Origin of the sequence: Algoriphagus aquimarinus (genome assembly GCF_007997215.1) — a bacterium.
In the GTDB taxonomy this organism is placed as follows: domain Bacteria; phylum Bacteroidota; class Bacteroidia; order Cytophagales; family Cyclobacteriaceae; genus Algoriphagus; species Algoriphagus aquimarinus_A.
On record NZ_VORW01000001.1, the window covers coordinates 345,882 to 364,373 of the forward strand.

The following is an 18,492-nucleotide window of genomic DNA, read 5'->3' on the forward strand; positions in this document are numbered from 1 at the left end:
GAGCTCAAAAGGCTCCTTTTTCATTTGATTTTAGCTTTAAGAACTTCAGAATTCTCACTTCCCCTTGTACCCAATCGCATACCGCGTCCAAATCTCATAGATGGGATCACCTTTGGAACTGAGCCCGCTATGATGCCATTCTCCATCGATTACCTCATAGTTGAAGTCCAGATTAGCGCCTACTCGGCTGTCATCTCGGGAAAAGAAGGTGATGTTCTCGATGTATTTCCCGCCTTTTCCAGTGTAAGTTCCTCCACCAGTTCCCGAGAATTCTTTGGTCTCTGAGTTAAAAGCAATCCACTGAAATCTACCACCACTTAGGATTTTTACAGTTCTCCGAGCTCCGGGTGTAGATCGTGATATCTCACCATCTCTTTTTCTGCCCGTGATCACCCAGTTTCCTGTTAGCTCATCTTTTTGGTCAGATACTTTTTCCCAGATTTCCACGAGCATTTTTCCATTGATTTCTGAGGAGATTACCATCTTGTCATTTACCCAGTCTAAGGTGTACTTATTGGAAGTCCCTACTTGAAAAGGATCCAACGTAAAGAAATCTAAGGTTTCCATATATTTCCCATCATCGTAAGAAAACGGCCCACCGCCTGCACTTATAAAGTGGTTGTCAGCGACTTGTTTAGCTCCATAAGCGAAATAATCATCTTGATATACTTTGATGTATTCGATGTCTTTCACTTCTTGTCCATCTTGGTGCGTCAGTTTCCACGCTCCATCTAAGCTTTGTGCATCGACCAAACTGAAGAAGAATAGGCTTACAAAAAAAAGTACAGTTGCTTTCATGGTTTTTGAGAATTTTATTCACCTATTAATTTGAGCAAGATTCGGCAGAAAACCAATGGTTTCTTTATGTTACGGCTTGATCTTCTTTTAAATAGATAAGATTTTATACTATGAAAACATTTACGCTAGGAACTTCGAAAAGCCAAGTTTTGGAAATGATTCCTGAGCGGTCCATTCATAAAATCCACCTAGATGAGAAAGTAATAGCTCTAGTAAGACTAGGCGAAATTTTCTATGCCTTCCAAGCCGACTGTCCACACCGTGGGACGTCATTGATTGAGGGAACACTTACAAACCGAGGGGAAATCATTTGTCCATTGCATAAATACAGGTTTGAAATCAAATCGGGGAAAGTGAAAGTCGGCTCTTGTGGTGATTTGGAAATTTATCAAAATGAGCTTACTGAAGTAGGACTGAAAATTTGGCTCCCTTAGGCATAAGATAAAATATGCCACACATCACTTTTTTGACTTGAAAAATGAGTTTGTGAATCAGAATTTGAATTTTCTATCTACTTTATACATTCAATCACCCAAGTTCACATTATGTTAAAGAGAGGGATCCGCAAATGGGATCTGGTTTTTCTGATTATTAATTCTGTGATTGGAGCAGGGATTTTTGGTCTTCCTGCTAAAGCTTTCGCCCTATCCGGCCCATATTCTTTGTTGGCTTTTGGAGTTTGTGCAGTGGTAATGCTGGTGCTTATCTTGGTTTTCATGGAAGTGAGTTCACGCTTTGATAAAACTGGCGGACCATACCTGTACATCAAGGAAGCTTTTGGTTCCATGCCAGCCTTTGCTGTTGGATGGATTTTGATGCTCACACGACTTTTTAGCTATGCTACGCTGATCAATCTTCTGGTGATTTACATGGCATTTTTCTCTCCTATCTTCCAGGAAGAATGGATGCGAATTCTGATGATTGTGGGGATCACTGGAGTTTTGACTGGCATCAACTTGCTAGGTATCAAAGACTCAACTAGGACGACCAACATTCTGACTATATCGAAATTGGTGCCTTTGACACTATTTATAGTAATAGGTCTCTTCTTTCTAAATCAGGAAGCATTTGACTTCAGTGCTCCACCTCCCATGCCTGAGTTTGCAAATACGGCTTTGCTCTTGATTTTTGCTTTTGGAGGTTTTGAAGCTGGTCTTGTTATCTCTGGTGAAGTGGAAAATCCTCGCAAAAACCTGCCTTTTGCCCTGATGACCGGAGCATTGATTATTACGGTTTTCTATGTACTGATTCAAGTGGTAGCCATCGGGACACTTCCTGATTTGGCTACATCTGATAAGCCCCTTGCTGACGCTGCCACTCGCGTAATGGGATATGGTGGTGGATTATTTATCACAATAGGCGCAATAGTATCCATTCTAGGGACGCTGAATGTGCAGATCCTGAGTGGTTCGAGATTGCCTTTTGCACTCAGTGAATCTCAACAATTCCCGAAGATATTTTCCTTCATTCATCCCCGTTTCCGCACGCCCACGGTGGCGGTTTTATTCTTTGCATTCCTAATCATCATCGTCGCAACTGTCTGGGATTTCATGGGTTCGTTGGCAATCTCAGTCATCGCCCGATTACTGATTTACCTGTTGGTTTGTGGATCGCTGATTCGCTTACGCAAAAGCCAACCAGATGCTGATTATTATAAAGTAAAGTTCGGAATCCCACTTGCCATCGCTGGAATCGGCGCAACTATCTGGCTACTCAGCAGCACACAACTAGAAGAAATCACCGACATGGCACTGTGGACTGCCCTGGGTTTTGTGATCTATGGAGTGCATAAGATTTTCTCTAGAAAATTAGAACAGTAGTAAATCACCAACATTCTAGAATATTCCTACGCTTTTCTATCTCCGCTATCTTTGCATTTTTCAAAGAAGTATTCTACTTCCTTACTTTCTATCAGAAATCCCACCATACGGGAACAATTCCCTATCTTTGCACCCCTGATAAAAAAATCAAAACATGCCCATAAAATCGATGATTCAAAGGCATAGACATAGAAATCCATGAGTAAAGAAGTTCGCGTAAGATTCGCTCCATCACCTACGGGGCCATTGCATATCGGCGGAGTGAGAACCGCACTATATAATTACCTTTTTGCCCGAAAAATGGGAGGTAAGTTCCTCCTCAGAATAGAGGATACTGACCAAACTCGATTTGTGCCAGGCGCTGAAGATTACATTCAGGAGTCTCTGGCATGGCTGGGAATATCTCCTGACGAAAGCCCATGGAACCCTGGTGACTGTGGACCCTATCGCCAGTCTGAGCGAAAGCCTAGTTACATGCAGTATGCTCTTGACTTGGTAGAAGCTGGACATGCCTACTATGCTTTTGATACCTCAGAAGAATTAGAAGCCATGCGTGAGCGATTGGAGGCTGCACGAGTAGTTCAGCCGCAATACAATAATATCACCAGAACGCAGATGAAAAATTCACTGACGCTTTCGGAGGATGAAGTAAAGGCAAAATTAGCTGCTGGAGATCCTTATGTGATTCGAGTGAAAATCCCTCGCAATGAGGAAGTTCGCCTGAACGATATGATCCGCGGCTGGGTGATGGTTCACACCTCCACGCTGGATGATAAAGTGCTGATGAAATCTGACGGGATGCCTACTTACCACTTGGCGAATATCGTGGATGATCACCTAATGAAAATCACACACGTGATCCGTGGAGAGGAATGGCTTCCATCTGCTCCATTGCACGTATTGCTATACAAGTATTTTGGCTGGGAAGATACCATGCCTGAGTTTGCTCACTTACCGTTGCTTCTGAAGCCTGACGGAAATGGAAAGCTTTCCAAGCGGGATGGAGATAAGTTAGGATTCCCTGTTTTCCCTATCAACTGGGAAAATAAAGAGAATGGTGAAACTGCCGCTGGCTTCCGTGAGCAAGGATATTTGCCTGATGCGTTCTTAAACTTCTTGTCATTCCTTGGCTGGAACCCGGGTGATGCACGTGAAATTTTCTCTTTGGATGAATTGATCAAAGCTTTCTCCGTAGAAAGAATTGGCAAGTCAGGTACTAAGTTTGACATTGCGAAAGCTAAATGGTACAACGAGCAATACCTACGAGCCAAATCCAATTCAGAATTAGCAGAGTATGTAATCTCTGGTGCTTCTGCAGATGGAATCACTATCCTTCCAGAAACTGCCGAAGCCATTGTATCTCTTACTAAGGAGCGTGTGACTTTCCCTGCCGATCTATGGCAAGAATGTAAATTCTTGGTGACACCCCCTACTGAATTCGATGAAGCTATCGCAAGTAAAAGATGGAATGCCGATGCTGTTACAGTTCTAACGGGCTACGCAGAATTATTAGAAGGATATACTGGAGCATACGATGCTGAAAAGGCGAAGGCAATGCTGGGTGAAACCGCTGAAGCGAAAGAAATAAAATTAGGAAAAGTGATGCAGGCTGTGCGACTTGCCATAACTGGAGTTGGTGTTGGTCCTGATTTGATGGAGATTTTTGCTATTTTAGGGACTGAAGAAGTGGCCAAGCGTATCAGGTTTGCGTTAGCTTCTCTAGAGGTAATCGGCTAAAAACGTAAGCTATGACTAAGAAGAAAAAGAAAAATGAAGATCCGAAGGTTCATGAAGAATTGAACGGCTTCAAAATGGATATCAATTCCTTTGGTGAGATTTCTTCTTCCTTTTCTATTGATAAAATCAACGAATTTCTCAATAAGAATGTAGAGGATAAGAAGTTAAAAGATCGGGATGATTTGAAATCGGATGAAAAAGAGAAAAAATCCTAATATCATCAGTTCTGTATAATTACTAGAAGAGCTCCCAAAGTGGAGCTCTTTTTCTTTGATTTCCATATAGTAGCGTGACAAACTACGCTGACCAATGTATAATAGCTCATAAAAACATTACCTATTGATTGTGGAAACTAACATTCAATTCAAAATAAACTCAGAGCAAATCTATAATTCTTTACTTTTGAGCATGAATAGAATTTTCCTTACGGGTATTTTCATGTTAGCCTCCTTTGTAGCCTTGGCTCAGACAAGCGTCGGAATCCGTGGGGGCTATGCAACTTCTACCTATTCTTATCGAGCCACACCCTCCAACAGAGTAGCTTCTGTTGATGGAATCGGTGCGCCAACATTTGCCTTAGTATTTGAACATTTTAATTCAAAAAATGCCGGAATCGAGATAAATCTTCAATTTCTAAGAATAGGATTCAGTCAAATTGAAGATGTGGATATAGACCCTATCCTAACAAATGAAACTCAATTTGATTACTTAAAAGTCCCTATTCTTTCTAGTTTTTTCTTAGGAAGATCAGGAAGATTTCAAATTAAGGCAGGTCCACATCTGGGCTACATGCTCCAAGCGAAAGACATCAAACGAGAGTTTTCCGACACTACACCTTTAGAAATCCCTACCTATGGAGGTTCTGATGACAAACCCAGAAAAATCATGTATGGCCTCACGGCAGGAGCAGGAATTTCCAAACTTTTTGGCAAAAGCACATTGACTGGAGAAGTTCGATTCGCTTACGATTTCACCAATCCTGAAGGCCAAGAGCGTATTTTCGATATGAGTTCGACCAACTTGGAGTTTACTTTAGCCTATCTTTTTAGAATTAAAGATTCGAAAATTGAAAAATTGAAAGATTAAAAGATCCCAACTCGTAATTTTTCAATCTTATAATTTTCGAATTTTTCAATTCACTCTGTCATATATTGGAGTCATTGCCCGACTAACCTATGTAAATGAATCGCAGCCAGCTTGATCATATCTTAAAAGCCCACCATAGGGATGCATACCTTTGGGCTAGGCAATGTTGCTCTTTTGAGGATGAAATGGCCAAGGATGTGCTTCAACTGTCATACTTGAAGATATTAGAAGGACAGGCGAAGCTAAAGGATGCATCAAAGGCAAAGACCTGGCTCTTTTCTATCATCAGATATACTGCGATTGATGAGCTAAGAAAGGCTGGAAAAGTGGTTTCACTCATGGATTCGTACGATCCAATTGAAATCATAGAGGAAGTGGATGGCACTAACTACGAGGAAATAATCAAGCTACTTCCCGAAATGCAACGCGAAGTGATTTTGATGGTTTTTTATCATCAGATGACCATCGCTCAAAGTGCCGAGATCCTCCAAATCGGCCTAGGAACTGCGAGAACACATTACGATCGCGGGAAAAAGAAACTCAAAGAATTAATAACGAAAGTTCAAATCCAGGAAGAATATGGGAAATAACGAACAATTAGAACGGTTTTTTGACCAGATGAAAAAGCAGGATGAACAGTTAGAAATCCCAGCTTTTCCAGAAGTCAAAACAAGGAAATTCAGTTTTTGGATTCCTGCAGGGATAGCTGCATCTATGGCATTTGCCTTCCTATTTATCCAAAAACCTGAGCCTATCGAACCTGTATCTCCTGAAGTGGTGATCATTACGCTACAGGAAGACGAGAATCAAAATCAACATTTCACAATAGAAGAAAGCACATTTCTAGAAACCTGGGAATCACCTACTGCTTCTTTATTGACTGAATATTAAACTAATTAAAAATGAAAAAAATACTCATTTTATTTCTTACGCTGTTTGTAGGCTTTGCAAATGCACAAGACCTCTTTCAGAAAAATCTATACTCTGCCGACAGAGTGATGGAGCTGCGCAAGGAGCTAGAACTTACAGATGCTCAAGCAACCAAAATCAAAAAAATACATAGCGAAAATGCAGGCAAATTCAGCACCATGAAATGGGATCTAGATGATGCTACCGAGAAGCTCAAATTCCTTTTGGATGAATCCAAAATCAATGAGACTATTGTTCAAAAACAAATGGATCAGGTGCTAGCCTTAGAAAATTCCCTGAAGAAGCAGCAACTCAGCACCATGGTGTCCATCAAAAATGAACTGAGTCCAGAGCAGCAGGAGATTTTGCAATCGCATAGGTTTCACACAGTTTCGGATGTTAAGGTAGTCGGATATGGAGCAAACTCGGTTAGCTCGGCAAAAGTCCTACAAGGATATGCAAGAAATTACAAAATCGGTACTTCAAATAATATTGGATTACAAAATGTAGCCATTGCTACAAGCCCAAAAGTATCCGTACAAGTGGCTGGCACGAGTGCATCAGCACAGCCTCTGTATTACTTGGACACCAAAGATGGCATGAAACAATTGAAGGATTTTTCGTCCATTGACCCTGATAATATCGAAAGTATCAATGTCCTAAAAGACAAAGCCGCTGTAAATGCATTCGGTGAAAACGCCAAAAATGGAGTGATCGTTATCAAGCTAAAGGATGGCACTAAAAAGTAATTTTGATTATTGGTTTATATAAAAAAGGAGTCCGGTTTTCGGACTCCTTTTTTATGTTGATCTGATTTTGGCGGGATTCATCTTGGTTGGAAAAAAATCTGTGACGAATACACGATTAGAGACTTCATCAATAAAGAACATAATCTTAAGTTCAAATTGGCTACTAGCTCGGTAGAGAAGAAATCGAACAGCTTTGGTATCATCTATCAACATCTGCTCCCTCGAACAGCGATGTGGTTGATGGTGCAGTGAGTCTACTTTTTCAAAAATTTCAGTGTCAATTTCGAAAACTCGCCGAGGACTAAAGTTTGAATTCAGGTAAGGGTAGATTTCATCTTGGAATCTCAAGATTGAAGACCTAGTAAGGACTATTTCATATCTCTCTCCTTGAAACATTTTTCATTCATTTGTCTAAATTCCTCTAACGAATGAACCCTGCCCTCTTTAATATCCTCTAAAGATTCCTTCAATCTAACCTTCATTTCATCTTGGATGATTATATCCTCTATTCTTTCTAGGGTGGCGGTTTTTTCAATCTTCATCACACGTTGGATAAGATTCAGCTTGAGTTTTTCTGCGTTCACAAGTGTACCATTTAAAATTAAGAACTATCGAAATTACATTTTTTCCTGCAAATTATTTTTAATCCAAAAACTTCCAACTCGCTTTATGATCTTTTTTCAATGGATTTCCAGTGACTTTAGCACGAAGAATTTCTATCGGCATAGCGTTTTGGCTCATAATCAGATCGTGGTATTCTTTCTCTGTCATCTTACCTGAGTCCACCATTTCCTCACGCATCGCATATATTTCCAGTGCACCAATCATATAGGCAATCTGATACAATGGCCCGTAGCTTCCTTCAAAAGACCGGCGAACTTCCGCTTCAGCATTTGCACGCTCATGACCAACCTTGTCTACTAGCAAGTCTATGCATTCCTGTGGAGTCATATTTTCCAAGTGATAACTCAGTGAGAAAATGATCCGAGCACAGCGGTGCATTCTCCAGAAAAGCATCCCAACCTTATCTTTTGCATCTCTCGGAAAGCCTTTGTCCCAAAGAACAAATTCCCAATATAACGCCCAGCCTTCAGTCCAAAACGGAGTTCCAAACATGCGCCTATGAGTCATATTCCGTTGGTTCATAAACTGCTGTAAGTGATGGCCTGGAATCAACTCATGTTGAACAGTAGCTCTAGAAAAATGCGGATTATTGCCACGCATGCTCATCATCTTATCCTCATGGCTCATCTCAGAAGTAGGGTAAGCAATCTGAATTACTTCTCCTCCCAGAAAGAAAGGGCTAACTCGTTGGCGCTCGGCTGAGATCATGATGGTTCTCCAAGATTCCTTGGCCAAAGGCGGTACCGTGATCAGGTCATTGTCCTCCACGTAAGCAGTAGCTTCCTCAGCCAATCGAATAACTTCTGCAGGCCACTCTCCCGCTGGCAAATAAGTTTCCTTCACCATTTCCAGCGCAGCTTTCCAGTCATTCCCAAAACCCAATTCATTCGATGCTTTGAGCATTTCTTTCTCACACCAAGCAAATTGCTTTTCGGCTTCCTTTATTAATTCCTCAGGAGAATAGGCGATCATCTCAAATGCCAATTGCTTTTCCAAGGCATCTCTACCTATCGGCCTTCCTATAATTCCACTTCCATCGTCTTTCACAGAATTCGTATAATGCTCACGAAGGCCTTTTGCATAAGCTTTCATGCTTGCATCCAGTTTTTTCCAAGGCTCAGGCATCCACCAAGTAAACATCGGGTCATAGTCAAAATAATAGCCATAAGCTTCACCCGTCGTTCTACTCATAGCTTCTACTGCACTTGCCGCTAGATCCGCTTTCTGCCAGCTCGTATATTTTGGGGTTGAAGCAAGATTTTTCAATTGTGAGTCAACTTGCTTCGCAACCTCATTCCAAGTGGCTGCGAGTTGTTGAGGTTCTGGTATCACCGCTCTGCGCCTTCCCTGATAGAATTCTTCCAAAGGCTGAGCAAAAGCCAAAACTCCTTCGACTTCATCGAAGGAAGTCTTTTCTATAGCTAGTTCAGCAAGCTCTTTTTCCAGATAATTTCGGAAAAGCACATAATCGATTTTCCCATCTTCAGACAGAGAACCATAATTCACTTTACCGAGGTCAGTCAGATACTCCTGATTGAGTTTTTGAATTCTGGAAAAATATTCTTCAGAAAGTGAGTTGGAATACAACCTCCTTAGGGTGCCATAATCGGCCTGATACGTTAGGATCGTTTGCACTAATTCGGTCGAAAATCCATAAGTCGAGATTAGACACAAAATCAGAAATAAATAGATTTTTTTCATGTGTTTATATTTTCTTTTAAAATCCACATAGCCTGTCCCGAACTGCTTTCGGGAGAATCTCACATGGCTAATAATCATCCTAGTGTGTGACGTTTTCGGCATGTTCGATTTCATAAGACTAAGGAAAAGTGGAACCTTAAATTAAATCTTTTGTGTCTAAATACTTGAAATAGCCACCTCATAATTCTGCGTCAGAATAATTCTTTGATCAGCGGCAAAATTGATTTTTGACAAATTACCCAACCATTTTGTAATCAATTACTTATATTGAAGCAGATCAAAACCCATAATTTTCTAGAATTGAACCAAACAGCAATTTTTGAAAGTCATTAGGCTAATGATCTACCATTTAATTTTTACTCGTTGCTCCTTCTATGCACGGCAATTTTTTGGCCTGAGAAGGAGCGATTCCACCAAAAACTCACCATTATGGAATTAAAGATTAGTAATCTGTCAAAGACCTATCCGAACGGAGTTAGGGCTTTGCATGATGTTTCACTGAGTGTTCCTCAAGGGATGTTCGGTTTGCTCGGACCAAACGGAGCAGGCAAATCCACCCTCATGCGTACGATTGCAACACTACAAGATGTCGACAGCGGTAGTATTATGCTTGATGACATTAATGTCTTGGAAGACAAACAAACTGTAAGAGAACGCCTTGGTTATTTGCCTCAGGATTTTGGTCTATATCCTCGGATCAATGCCGAAGTAATGCTGGATCACATTGCCCAAATGAAAGGAATAGGCAAGAAATCTGAGAGAAAGGTCTTAGTAGAGAGTTTGCTGCAAAAAGTAAATCTCTTCAAAGACCGTAAAAAAGGGCTTGGTACTTTTTCAGGAGGAATGCGCCAGCGTTTTGGAATTGCTCAGGCGTTAGTCGGCAGTCCTTCACTGATCATTGTGGATGAGCCTACTGCCGGACTTGACCCTTCTGAGAGAAACAGATTCTACAATTTACTATCGGAAATCGGAGAAAATACCATCGTGATTCTATCTACACATATCGTAGAGGATGTAAATACACTTTGCTCCAACATGGCCATCATCTGCCAAGGCGAAGTACTGATGCAATGCAAACCAAAGGAGGGAATAGCTACGGTACAGGGAAAAATCTACAAAAAAGCCATCAACAAAGATGAGCTCGAAAGCTATAGAAATGGCTATCAAGTGATCTCTACGAAACTAATAGAAGGACGGCTGAGCTTGCGAATTCAAGCTGATACTGATCCTGCAAATGGTTTTGAGGCAGTGCCTGCGGATCTGGAAGACGTGTACTTCAGTAATATTTCGAAGAAAGTAGATCCTATTACTATCTAAGGTTTCAGATATGTTTTTAGACATCTTCATTTTTGAACTGAGATACCGGTTTAGTCGGCCGGCTACCTATATCTACTTTGGACTATTGCTGGTCGTAGCCATGCTGCTGATCGGGTTCGGAAATACTCCTGCTTCCGAAAAAGTTTTTCACAATGCTCCCATAGTCATCGCTAATCTGCAGCTTTTGATTTCTCTGTTTGGAATCTTGATAGCCTCTGCGGTGATGGGAGTTCCGCTTTATCGGGACTTGGAGCATAAGACGGGCACATTCCTATTCAGTTATCCCATTTCCAAATTCGCCTATTTCATGGGTAGATTCTGGGGCTCCTTTGTCACACTATTGTTTATTTCTTTGGGGAGTTTATTTGGGATCTTTCTGGGGAGTTTACTCGGTCCTACTTTCGGCACCGATGCTTTACGCTACGGACCCAATGAACTGATGAACTATCTTCATCCTTGGCTGACATTGACGCTCCCGAACTTATGGTTTGCAGCAACTTTATTCTTTGCCTTAATCGTTTTCACAAGAAACATCAAATCGATTTACTCGGGTGGAATCATAGTATTCATAGCTTATTTGCTGGCTAATTTCCTGGCAAGAGATATCGAAAACAAAGATCTCGTACAGCTCTTGGATCCGTTTGGGCTCAATACTTTCGATTATCAAACTCGTTATTTGACTCCATTTGAGCAGAATAATTTCATTCTGCCATTATCTGGAAATCTGCTCTGGAACAGGCTACTCTGGTCAGGCATAGGCTTGACTTTGTTTATTGCAGCTTATTTTAGATTCAGCTTTAGCTATTTCTTCAAAACTGTCCAGAAAAAATCTAAAAAAGAGGTTGAGAAGGCCTTCGTCCCAAACCTTTCTCAGGTGATTTCCAAAGCCAGTTTTGCAGGAAATTATCAGTGGAATAGCTTCCTCACACTCACGAAGATTGAGGTCCAAAATATCACGAAGGATATTTATTTCAGGTCTATTCTATTAGGTGGAATGGTCTTTTTGATACTGGATTTTTGGATCGGAAACACACTGTACAGTGTCCCGAACTTCCCTTCCACCGCCTTTCTGATGGAGTACAAGACCTTTGATTACAATCTCTTCGTCTTCATCATCATAGTATTTTTCACAGGAGAAACACTCCACCGAGACAAGGCTTCAGGGTATTCTGTCATCAATGATACTTTCCCTGTGAAAGACGGAGCTGTGATCGCTTCCAAGTTTTCCGGGATGGCGTTTGTTTGTCTGCTATTGACTACGCTTCCAATTATCGTAGGCATCATCATCCAGACGTTGAAGGGCTATTTTGACTATAACCTCGGGATTTATTTGGTAGATAGCTACCTCATCTCTCTTCCTGATTACCTACAAATGGTCATGCTGGTATTTGCAGTGCATCTTGTGGTGAATAACAAATTCGCCGGACATGCCGCTGCTATTGGAGTCTGGGTATTGATTATTGTTCTGCGAGACTTCGCCAATTATGATTTCAATCTTTTCTTTTTCTCCTATAAACCAGGATACCGATGGAGCGACATGAATGGATTGGGTCACTTTGGAGAGCCACTATTCTGGTTCAATCTGTATTGGACAGCTTTTGGAATCTTCCTGATCTTATTCTTCAGTATTTTCTTCAGCCGAGGCACGGAGAATTCAGTGAAAAGCAGATTCAAAACAGCCCGTAAAAAACTAGGCAAAAAGACCGCACTAGTTTCCTATGCATTTCTACTGGTAGCAATACTAACAGGAGCATATATCTACAATTCTACCGTATATGTCAATGCCTACCGGACTTCCAAGGAAGGAGAGCTCAGACAGGTAGCCTATGAGAAGCAACTGAAGCAATATGAATTTCTACCTCAGCCAAAAGTCACCAAAGTCAATCTCAAAGCTGACCTCTATCCACTGGAAAGAGATGCCTATTTCGAAGCTCAAGTAGAGTTGGTAAATAAGACCGATGTACCAATTGATTCTATACATTTCAATAGCACGGGGTTGACATCTTTTGAAATTTTATACAAGGGTACTGAATTACCTTACCGTTTCCCATTGGTATATGAGCCAGCCAAGTTTCAGATTTTTGGCAAAAAACAAGAGCGGGAATGGTACAAGATCACTGCACTCCCTAAAACCATGATGCCTGGCGATACGCTGGAGTTAGTCATCAAAAGCAAAGTGACCAACGATGAATTCCCAAATTCAGGTTTCGGAAGAGAGTTGGTTTACAACGGTACATTCCTCGCTGGAGGCATGCCTGATATAGGTTATTCATCAGGCAACGAGATGGACAGCGATGAAAAACGAAGGGAATATGAGCTACCAGAAAAACCGGAAGATCTACCTCCACATGACGATCCTTATGGACGAAGAACACTCTTATTCTCAGATGAAGCTGACTTTATCCAATTTGAAGCCACTGTAAGCACCATTCCAAGTCAAATTGCTGTGGCACCAGGATATCTTCAAAAAGAGTGGACCGAAGATGACCGACGATATTTCCACTACGTACAGGATACTCCGATTCAGGCATTTTTCTCTGTGCTTTCTGCCGAATATGAAATTCTAAGGGACAAAGCGTCTTTGCCTAATGGGCAGGAAATTGATATAGAGATCTATTATCAAAAAGGCCATGAATACAATCTGGATCGCTTTGTACAATCTTACAAAGATGGACTCACTTACTATTCAGAGACCTATGGTCCTTTTCAGTACAAACAAATGCGGATCTTGGAATTTCCGCGATACGCAGGTTTTGCTCAGTCATTCCCCAATACAGTGCCCTTTAGTGAGGACTTTGGTTGGGTAGCTGATTTCTCCGATCCAAATAGCTTTGACTATGTGTATTATGTAACGGCTCACGAGCTTGCCCATCAGTGGTGGGGGCATCAGATTACACCTAATTATACGCGTGGATCCAATTTGATCTCAGAGGCGTTGGCCGAATATTCTGCATTGGTACTTACTGAAAGAAAATACGGTAAAGAGAATATGAAGCGCTTTCTGAAGGATGAACTAGATGGATATCTGCGTGGAAGATCCAATGAGAGTAAAAAAGAAAATCTCTTTATCAACACTAATCGCTCCTACCAATGGTACCAAAAGGGAAGCTTGATTTTATACGGTTTGAGGGATTTGATTGGAGCAGAAGCGATAGATAGCGCCCTGTATAATTTCAATGCTGAGTTTGGCTTGAAGCTTACTCCTCCATTTCCAGGAAGTGCCGACTTATATAGGCATTTGGATGCTCATACACCTGATAGTTTGAAATACTACTTGGATGATACTTGGAACAAGATTACTCTTTATGACAACAAAGTCGAAGAAGTAACTGCAACGAAAATTTCCGATGGAGAATACGATGTTACTCTCAAATTGAAATCTCAGAAACTCTATGCAGACTCAGCTGGACAAGAATCTGATGCCAAATACGAAGGAGATTACATTGATATTGGAATCTTCGCAGCAGATGATCAAGATGAAAATGGAAAAGATCGGGTGAACCCATTATATGTTCAGAAATACAAAATTTCGCCTGGCGAAACGACTCTGACTATACGGGTGAAAGGCGAGCCGTCAAAAGCAGGCATTGATCCTTACAATAAACTCATTGATCGAATTCCTGACGATAACACTACGAGCGTAGAATTCAAGTAAAACAAAAAAGGTCGTTTCGAATTGAAACGACCTTTTTTACTATTTCCTCTTTCGAAGTAGTGCTACAAGTATCAAAACAAATATAGCTCCACCTACTACCCAAGCCCATGGCTGTTGGTACCATTCTTCTTTACCTATATTGACATCGATATCTAATCCGCCATCTTGTGCAAATGCCGCGACCGAAAAGAACATAGTCATTAAAAATAAAAATAGACTCTGCGAATACTTTTTCAGTTGATTTTTCATGGTTATCTGGTTTTTATTTGAATCTAATATTATAAGTCGCTGCTACACCGATAGTCTGAATATCAGCAGCAGGATCGGAAGTAAATACTTGATTATAAAAAGCGAAAATATTCCAATCATAATTATGATAACCTACTTGGGGACGGATATAAAAACCACCGTCACTAATTACATCACCCGTTAAAAATGTGTAACCCACGTCAGTTCCCACAAAGAATCCAGTAGGCTCAGGATAATATCTAAGCATTAGTCCTAGTGGAATAGCACCGAAGTCTTGAGCGCCTACTACATCCGAATTCTTAAAATACTTGGTAAAACCAGTCGCCACTCCAAGTCCGAAATTATCTGTCCTCATAAATTGACCTGCTACATCAAGTCCAAAAGCAAAGGAGGAATAATCTCCAATATCCCCAACAGGGATTCCCATATTAAGACCTAGTTTAAGCCAAGAGTTATCTTCATTGATATCTTCAATGTCTCTTGTTGTCTGTGCATATGTAGCAAATCCGACAACCATTAGCGTAAGTGATAAAATTAGTTTTTTCATAATTGGTTTGTTTTTCTTCTCTTGTAGCCAAACCGAGTGCCATGAGCGAAAATTATTTATTTCAACCTCCTCTAAAAGTAGCTTAATGGCTTCTATAGAGCTATTTAACAGTTTTTCACAAACCATAAGAAACGGAATAGGACTAAGATTACGACTTATCTCCGCGCCCTATTTCGGGTAATTATCTCCTCAATTATTGGGAAATAATTGAATCATATGTTCATATACGCCCCCTTTTGGTATCCTTTCCATTCGAATGGTGGAATGATTGATTGAACGAGTAGGCTTTCATCTTTTTTATAATCTAGAGGATGAAGTCTAAGTCATTAGTCTTATACAGATACAGTAGAAAGTACCGATCTCGGCGGCACCTCCTTCTTATCCTTCAGTCCCACTTTCCACATGGCGTGTACATCTAGCGCAAAGGCACCAAATTCCTCTATGACTTTGCCGCGCATTTTGTAAAAACCCTTGCCTTGAAATGGGTAACGCCTTAGAGAATTGGGGAAATGAACGGTATCCAGCCAATCACCTTTTGCATCGAGAAAAGTCCCAAAAGCCATATGCTCTCGCTTGATCGTACGCACATCTTTAGTAGTGACGAGCTGGCCGAGAACCTCAATTTGTTTCCCAAGTAAGCTTGGAAACTGATCCGCCAGCGTCATTCCTTTGCCGTCATTGGCTGCAAGCCGAAACATATCCGTCAGCGCAAACCCCAATACATTGATCTCGTCAAGCGCGTCTTCCAGCGGGTAATCCGGGAAATCCGGTAAAGTGAAGTCTATCGCAGGCTCTTTGAAAAGCGCAGGAGAATCTGGAAGAGCTGTCATATGCTTTTGCGCGAAATTGGCTTTCCAAAGCAGTTTTTTCTTTCCCAGTCCTGTAAATCCAAAAGCTCCCACACTGATCAGGATGTTCAGTTGCTCCGGTCCTGCATGCGTGCGCTCGATGAAGTCTTCCAAACTCAGGTAGGCGCCATTGGCATGTCTTTCTTCCAGGATTAAGTCACAAAGCTTCTTTTCCAGTTGCTGCACATGGATCAAGCCTACAAAAACCTCTTCGCCACGTATGTTGGTGAGGTAGTCGCTGCGATTCATACAAGGCGGATTTACCTTTGCACCGGTGCGTTTAAGTTCGTGGAAATAGAATTCCGTGCTGTAAAAACCTCCGAAATTATTGATCACCGCCACCATAAATTCCATGGGGAAATAGGTTTTCAGATACAGACTCTGGTAGCTTTCCACTGCGAAAGAAGCTGAGTGTGCCTTGGAAAAGGAATAGCCTCCGAAAGATTCCATTTGTCGCCAGACTTCGGCTGCGACAGTTTCTTCATGTCCGAGTTCCTTACAGTTTTTGAAGAATTTTTCACGGATCTCATTAAAGCGATTATGTGATCTGTACTTGCCGGACATGGCACGACGAAGAATATCCGCCTCGCCCATGTCCAAGCCAGCAAAGTGATGGGCTACCTTAATCACATCTTCCTGATACACCATCACGCCGAAGGTTTCCTCCAGCAGTTCCTTCATCTTGGGATGCAGATAGATGATCTTTTCTGGATCATGAAATCGCTCGATGTATTGCTTCATCATCCCTGACTGCGACACGCCCGGACGGATAATGGAGCTTGCAGCTACCAGCGTGAGGTAATCGTCACATTTCAACTTGGTGAGGAGCTGCCGCATGGCCGGACTCTCGATGTAGAAGCATCCGATGGTATCTGCTTTTCGGATTTGCTCCGCCACCTTAGGATCGCTCATGAACTCCTCTACTCGATGGATATCGATGTCAATCCCCCGGTTTTTCTTTACCAGCCGAATTGCTTCCTTGATATGTCCCAACCCGCGCTGACTGAGGATATCGAGCTTGAACAAGCCGATTTTCTCTGCCAAAAACATATCTATCTGCGCTGTGCAAAAGCCCTTTGGCGGCAGATCATTTACAGTGTATTGGTAAATAGGCTTCTCGGAAATCAGCATCCCGCCAGGGTGAATGGAAAGATGATTCGGGAAATTCTCCAACAGCTGTCCGTACTTCAGAATCGTTCGCTGGATTTTATCCTCATTCATCGGCTGATCCTTGCCTCGGACGAGCTGGTCGATTTCTTCTTTTGGTAGCCCAAATACTTTTCCCAGCTCACGGATTACCGCTCTGCGCTGAAAGGTGCTGTACATTCCCAGCAGGGAGACATGATCTTTGCCGTAGCGCTTGAAAATGTAATCGATGACTTCATCCCGGTCTTTCCAGGAGAAATCTATGTCAAAATCCGGCGGGGAAGTCCGGTGTGGATTCAGAAATCGCTCGAAATACAAATCGAGTTTGATAGGATCCACATCGGTGATTTTCAGGCAATAAGCCACAATAGAATTGGCACCGCTTCCTCGGCCTACGTAGTAAAAACCACGGTTTTGGGCATAGCGAATCACGTCCCAGACGATCAGAAAATACGCATTGAAATTCAGGTCGTTGATGATTTTCAGTTCTTTGACCACACGGGCTTTGGCTGTAGGGTTGTTCCCATAGCGGTAGTGAAGGCCTTCGAAGGCTAGCTTTTCCAGCAAAACCCGATCGTCTTCCCCGCTGGCACTGTAGTGCTTTTTGTTTTTGTCAGTGTGGAGTTCGGTTTTGATTTCACAGGCATCGATCAGCTGTAGCGTGTTGCTGATCATGCCGGGGAAATTCCGAAAAGCACTCATCAACGCTGCTTCCGAAACGAACATTTCATCCGGCGAAGCAAAGTCCTTTTCTCCCAACTTACTGATCAGCGTATTTTTGCCAATGGCTCGAAGCAGACGATGGATGTTGAAAGCCGTTTTGTCCTGAAAAGTCACCGGGTGGCGGATGATCCATTTCTTCGGAAAGGCTTCCACTTCCTGCTTTTTGATGCGATTCAGCTCGCTGGCCAGTACACCGATGAACTCATGTTCTTTTAGATTTTGCGCAGTAAAGCTTCCAAAAGGATAAATAATCAGCACTTGGGAAAAGCAATCCGGACGCTCAGGGAAAATCAAGTCTTGCTGTAAATGCTGAGACAAAAATCGATTGATTTCGAGTAGACCCGCGTCATTTTTCGCCAGTAACACATAGCAGAGCGTATCCTCGTTCCGGATCTCAGTTCCGACGATGGGTTTGATTTTCCTTTCCCTACAAAAATCCACAAAATCCCAGAGATCGGCCGTGCTATTGATATTGGTGAGGCCAAGGGAAGATAGGCCGCGCTCGGCTGCAGCATTCACGAGTTTCTCGGTGCTAAAGGTGCCGTAGCGATAGCTAAACCAGGTTTTACAAGTAATAAACATC

16 protein-coding genes are annotated in these 18,492 nt (G+C 41.9%); 10 read left to right on the top strand and 6 right to left on the bottom strand.

Annotated elements, in window-relative coordinates:
- Positions 1–54 precede the first annotated feature (54 nt).
- Complete coding sequence (locus ESV85_RS01590; protein WP_146914486.1) at positions 55–798, bottom strand: hypothetical protein; 744 nt, start codon at positions 796–798, stop codon at positions 55–57.
- A 110-nt stretch (positions 799–908) separates the two neighbouring features.
- On the opposite strand from ESV85_RS01590, the gene ESV85_RS01595 reads away from it, so the two are divergent.
- The 8 genes from ESV85_RS01595 (at position 909) to ESV85_RS01630 (ending at position 7,099) form a co-directional block, all read left to right on the top strand.
- Positions 909–1,232 (top strand): Rieske (2Fe-2S) protein, encoded by a 324-nt coding sequence (locus ESV85_RS01595; protein ID WP_146914487.1) that lies wholly within the window; start codon positions 909–911, stop codon positions 1,230–1,232.
- A gap of 111 nt (positions 1,233–1,343) precedes the next feature.
- Positions 1,344–2,618: an APC family permease gene (locus ESV85_RS01600; protein ID WP_146914488.1), complete on the top strand. Its 1,275-nt coding sequence runs from the start codon at positions 1,344–1,346 to the stop codon at positions 2,616–2,618.
- Positions 2,619–2,816: 198 nt separating this feature from the next.
- Positions 2,817–4,355 carry a glutamate--tRNA ligase gene (gltX, locus tag ESV85_RS01605; protein ID WP_146914489.1) on the top strand — a complete coding sequence of 513 codons (1,539 nt, stop codon included), beginning with the start codon at positions 2,817–2,819 and terminating at the stop codon, positions 4,353–4,355.
- An 11-nt stretch (positions 4,356–4,366) separates the two neighbouring features.
- Positions 4,367–4,570, top strand: a complete 204-nt coding sequence (locus ESV85_RS01610; RefSeq protein ID WP_146914490.1) for a hypothetical protein — start codon at positions 4,367–4,369, stop codon at positions 4,568–4,570.
- A 193-nt stretch (positions 4,571–4,763) separates the two neighbouring features.
- Positions 4,764–5,441, top strand: coding sequence for an outer membrane beta-barrel protein (locus ESV85_RS01615; protein WP_146914491.1), 678 nt, complete (start codon positions 4,764–4,766; stop codon positions 5,439–5,441).
- Between the two features lie 95 nt (positions 5,442–5,536).
- Positions 5,537–6,031, top strand: a complete 495-nt coding sequence (locus ESV85_RS01620; RefSeq protein WP_146914492.1) for an RNA polymerase sigma factor — start codon at positions 5,537–5,539, stop codon at positions 6,029–6,031.
- Positions 6,021–6,332: a hypothetical protein gene (locus ESV85_RS01625; RefSeq protein WP_146914493.1), complete on the top strand. Its 312-nt coding sequence runs from the start codon at positions 6,021–6,023 to the stop codon at positions 6,330–6,332. The genes ESV85_RS01620 and ESV85_RS01625 overlap by 11 nt, the downstream gene beginning before the upstream one ends.
- An 11-nt stretch (positions 6,333–6,343) precedes the next feature.
- Positions 6,344–7,099: a Spy/CpxP family protein refolding chaperone gene (locus ESV85_RS01630; protein WP_146914494.1), complete on the top strand. Its 756-nt coding sequence runs from the start codon at positions 6,344–6,346 to the stop codon at positions 7,097–7,099.
- Between the two features lie 368 nt (positions 7,100–7,467).
- Here ESV85_RS01630 and ESV85_RS01635 read toward each other — a convergent pair whose 3' ends face one another.
- Together ESV85_RS01635 and ESV85_RS01640 are read right to left on the bottom strand one after the other, a co-directional pair.
- Complete coding sequence (locus ESV85_RS01635; RefSeq protein ID WP_146914495.1) at positions 7,468–7,683, bottom strand: hypothetical protein; 216 nt, start codon at positions 7,681–7,683, stop codon at positions 7,468–7,470.
- A 58-nt stretch (positions 7,684–7,741) separates the two neighbouring features.
- Complete coding sequence (locus ESV85_RS01640) at positions 7,742–9,424, bottom strand: DUF885 family protein (protein WP_146914496.1); 1,683 nt, start codon at positions 9,422–9,424, stop codon at positions 7,742–7,744.
- Positions 9,425–9,853: 429 nt separating this feature from the next.
- On the opposite strand from ESV85_RS01640, the gene ESV85_RS01645 reads away from it, so the two are divergent.
- Positions 9,854–10,741, top strand: coding sequence for an ABC transporter ATP-binding protein (locus ESV85_RS01645; protein ID WP_146914497.1), 888 nt, complete (start codon positions 9,854–9,856; stop codon positions 10,739–10,741).
- Between the two features lie 10 nt (positions 10,742–10,751).
- A complete protein-coding gene (locus ESV85_RS01650) occupies positions 10,752–14,396 on the top strand; it encodes an ABC transporter permease/M1 family aminopeptidase (protein WP_146914498.1) in 3,645 nt (1,214 codons plus the stop codon).
- 39 nt (positions 14,397–14,435) lie between these two features.
- On the opposite strand, the gene ESV85_RS01655 is transcribed toward ESV85_RS01650, so the two are convergent.
- The 3 genes from ESV85_RS01655 to ESV85_RS01665 form a co-directional block, all read right to left on the bottom strand.
- Entirely contained in the window at positions 14,436–14,645 is a 210-nt protein-coding gene (locus tag ESV85_RS01655) for a hypothetical protein (RefSeq protein WP_092899237.1), read from the bottom strand.
- Between the two features lie 13 nt (positions 14,646–14,658).
- Positions 14,659–15,192 (bottom strand): hypothetical protein, encoded by a 534-nt coding sequence (locus ESV85_RS01660; RefSeq protein WP_146914499.1) that lies wholly within the window; start codon positions 15,190–15,192, stop codon positions 14,659–14,661.
- 332 nt (positions 15,193–15,524) lie between these two features.
- On the bottom strand, positions 15,525–18,491 hold the full coding sequence (locus ESV85_RS01665) for a DNA polymerase III subunit alpha (protein ID WP_146914500.1): 2,967 nt from the start codon (positions 18,489–18,491) through the stop codon (positions 15,525–15,527).
- Between the last annotated feature and the right edge of the window lies 1 nt (position 18,492).

Coding starts and splice junctions, on each gene's coding strand:
- ESV85_RS01600 (WP_146914488.1), top strand. CDS start 1,344: ATGTTAAAGAGAGGGATCCGCAAATGGGATCTGGTTTTTCTGATTATT.
- ESV85_RS01645 (WP_146914497.1), top strand. CDS start 9,854: ATGGAATTAAAGATTAGTAATCTGTCAAAGACCTATCCGAACGGAGTT.
- ESV85_RS01665 (WP_146914500.1), bottom strand. CDS start 18,491: ATGTTTATTACTTGTAAAACCTGGTTTAGCTATCGCTACGGCACCTTT.
- ESV85_RS01610 (WP_146914490.1), top strand. CDS start 4,367: ATGACTAAGAAGAAAAAGAAAAATGAAGATCCGAAGGTTCATGAAGAA.
- ESV85_RS01630 (WP_146914494.1), top strand. CDS start 6,344: ATGAAAAAAATACTCATTTTATTTCTTACGCTGTTTGTAGGCTTTGCA.
- ESV85_RS01590 (WP_146914486.1), bottom strand. CDS start 798: ATGAAAGCAACTGTACTTTTTTTTGTAAGCCTATTCTTCTTCAGTTTG.
- ESV85_RS01640 (WP_146914496.1), bottom strand. CDS start 9,424: ATGAAAAAAATCTATTTATTTCTGATTTTGTGTCTAATCTCGACTTAT.
- ESV85_RS01655 (WP_092899237.1), bottom strand. CDS start 14,645: ATGAAAAATCAACTGAAAAAGTATTCGCAGAGTCTATTTTTATTTTTA.
- ESV85_RS01650 (WP_146914498.1), top strand. CDS start 10,752: ATGTTTTTAGACATCTTCATTTTTGAACTGAGATACCGGTTTAGTCGG.
- ESV85_RS01625 (WP_146914493.1), top strand. CDS start 6,021: ATGGGAAATAACGAACAATTAGAACGGTTTTTTGACCAGATGAAAAAG.
- ESV85_RS01620 (WP_146914492.1), top strand. CDS start 5,537: ATGAATCGCAGCCAGCTTGATCATATCTTAAAAGCCCACCATAGGGAT.
- ESV85_RS01595 (WP_146914487.1), top strand. CDS start 909: ATGAAAACATTTACGCTAGGAACTTCGAAAAGCCAAGTTTTGGAAATG.
- ESV85_RS01660 (WP_146914499.1), bottom strand. CDS start 15,192: ATGAAAAAACTAATTTTATCACTTACGCTAATGGTTGTCGGATTTGCT.
- gltX (WP_146914489.1), top strand. CDS start 2,817: ATGAGTAAAGAAGTTCGCGTAAGATTCGCTCCATCACCTACGGGGCCA.
- ESV85_RS01615 (WP_146914491.1), top strand. CDS start 4,764: ATGAATAGAATTTTCCTTACGGGTATTTTCATGTTAGCCTCCTTTGTA.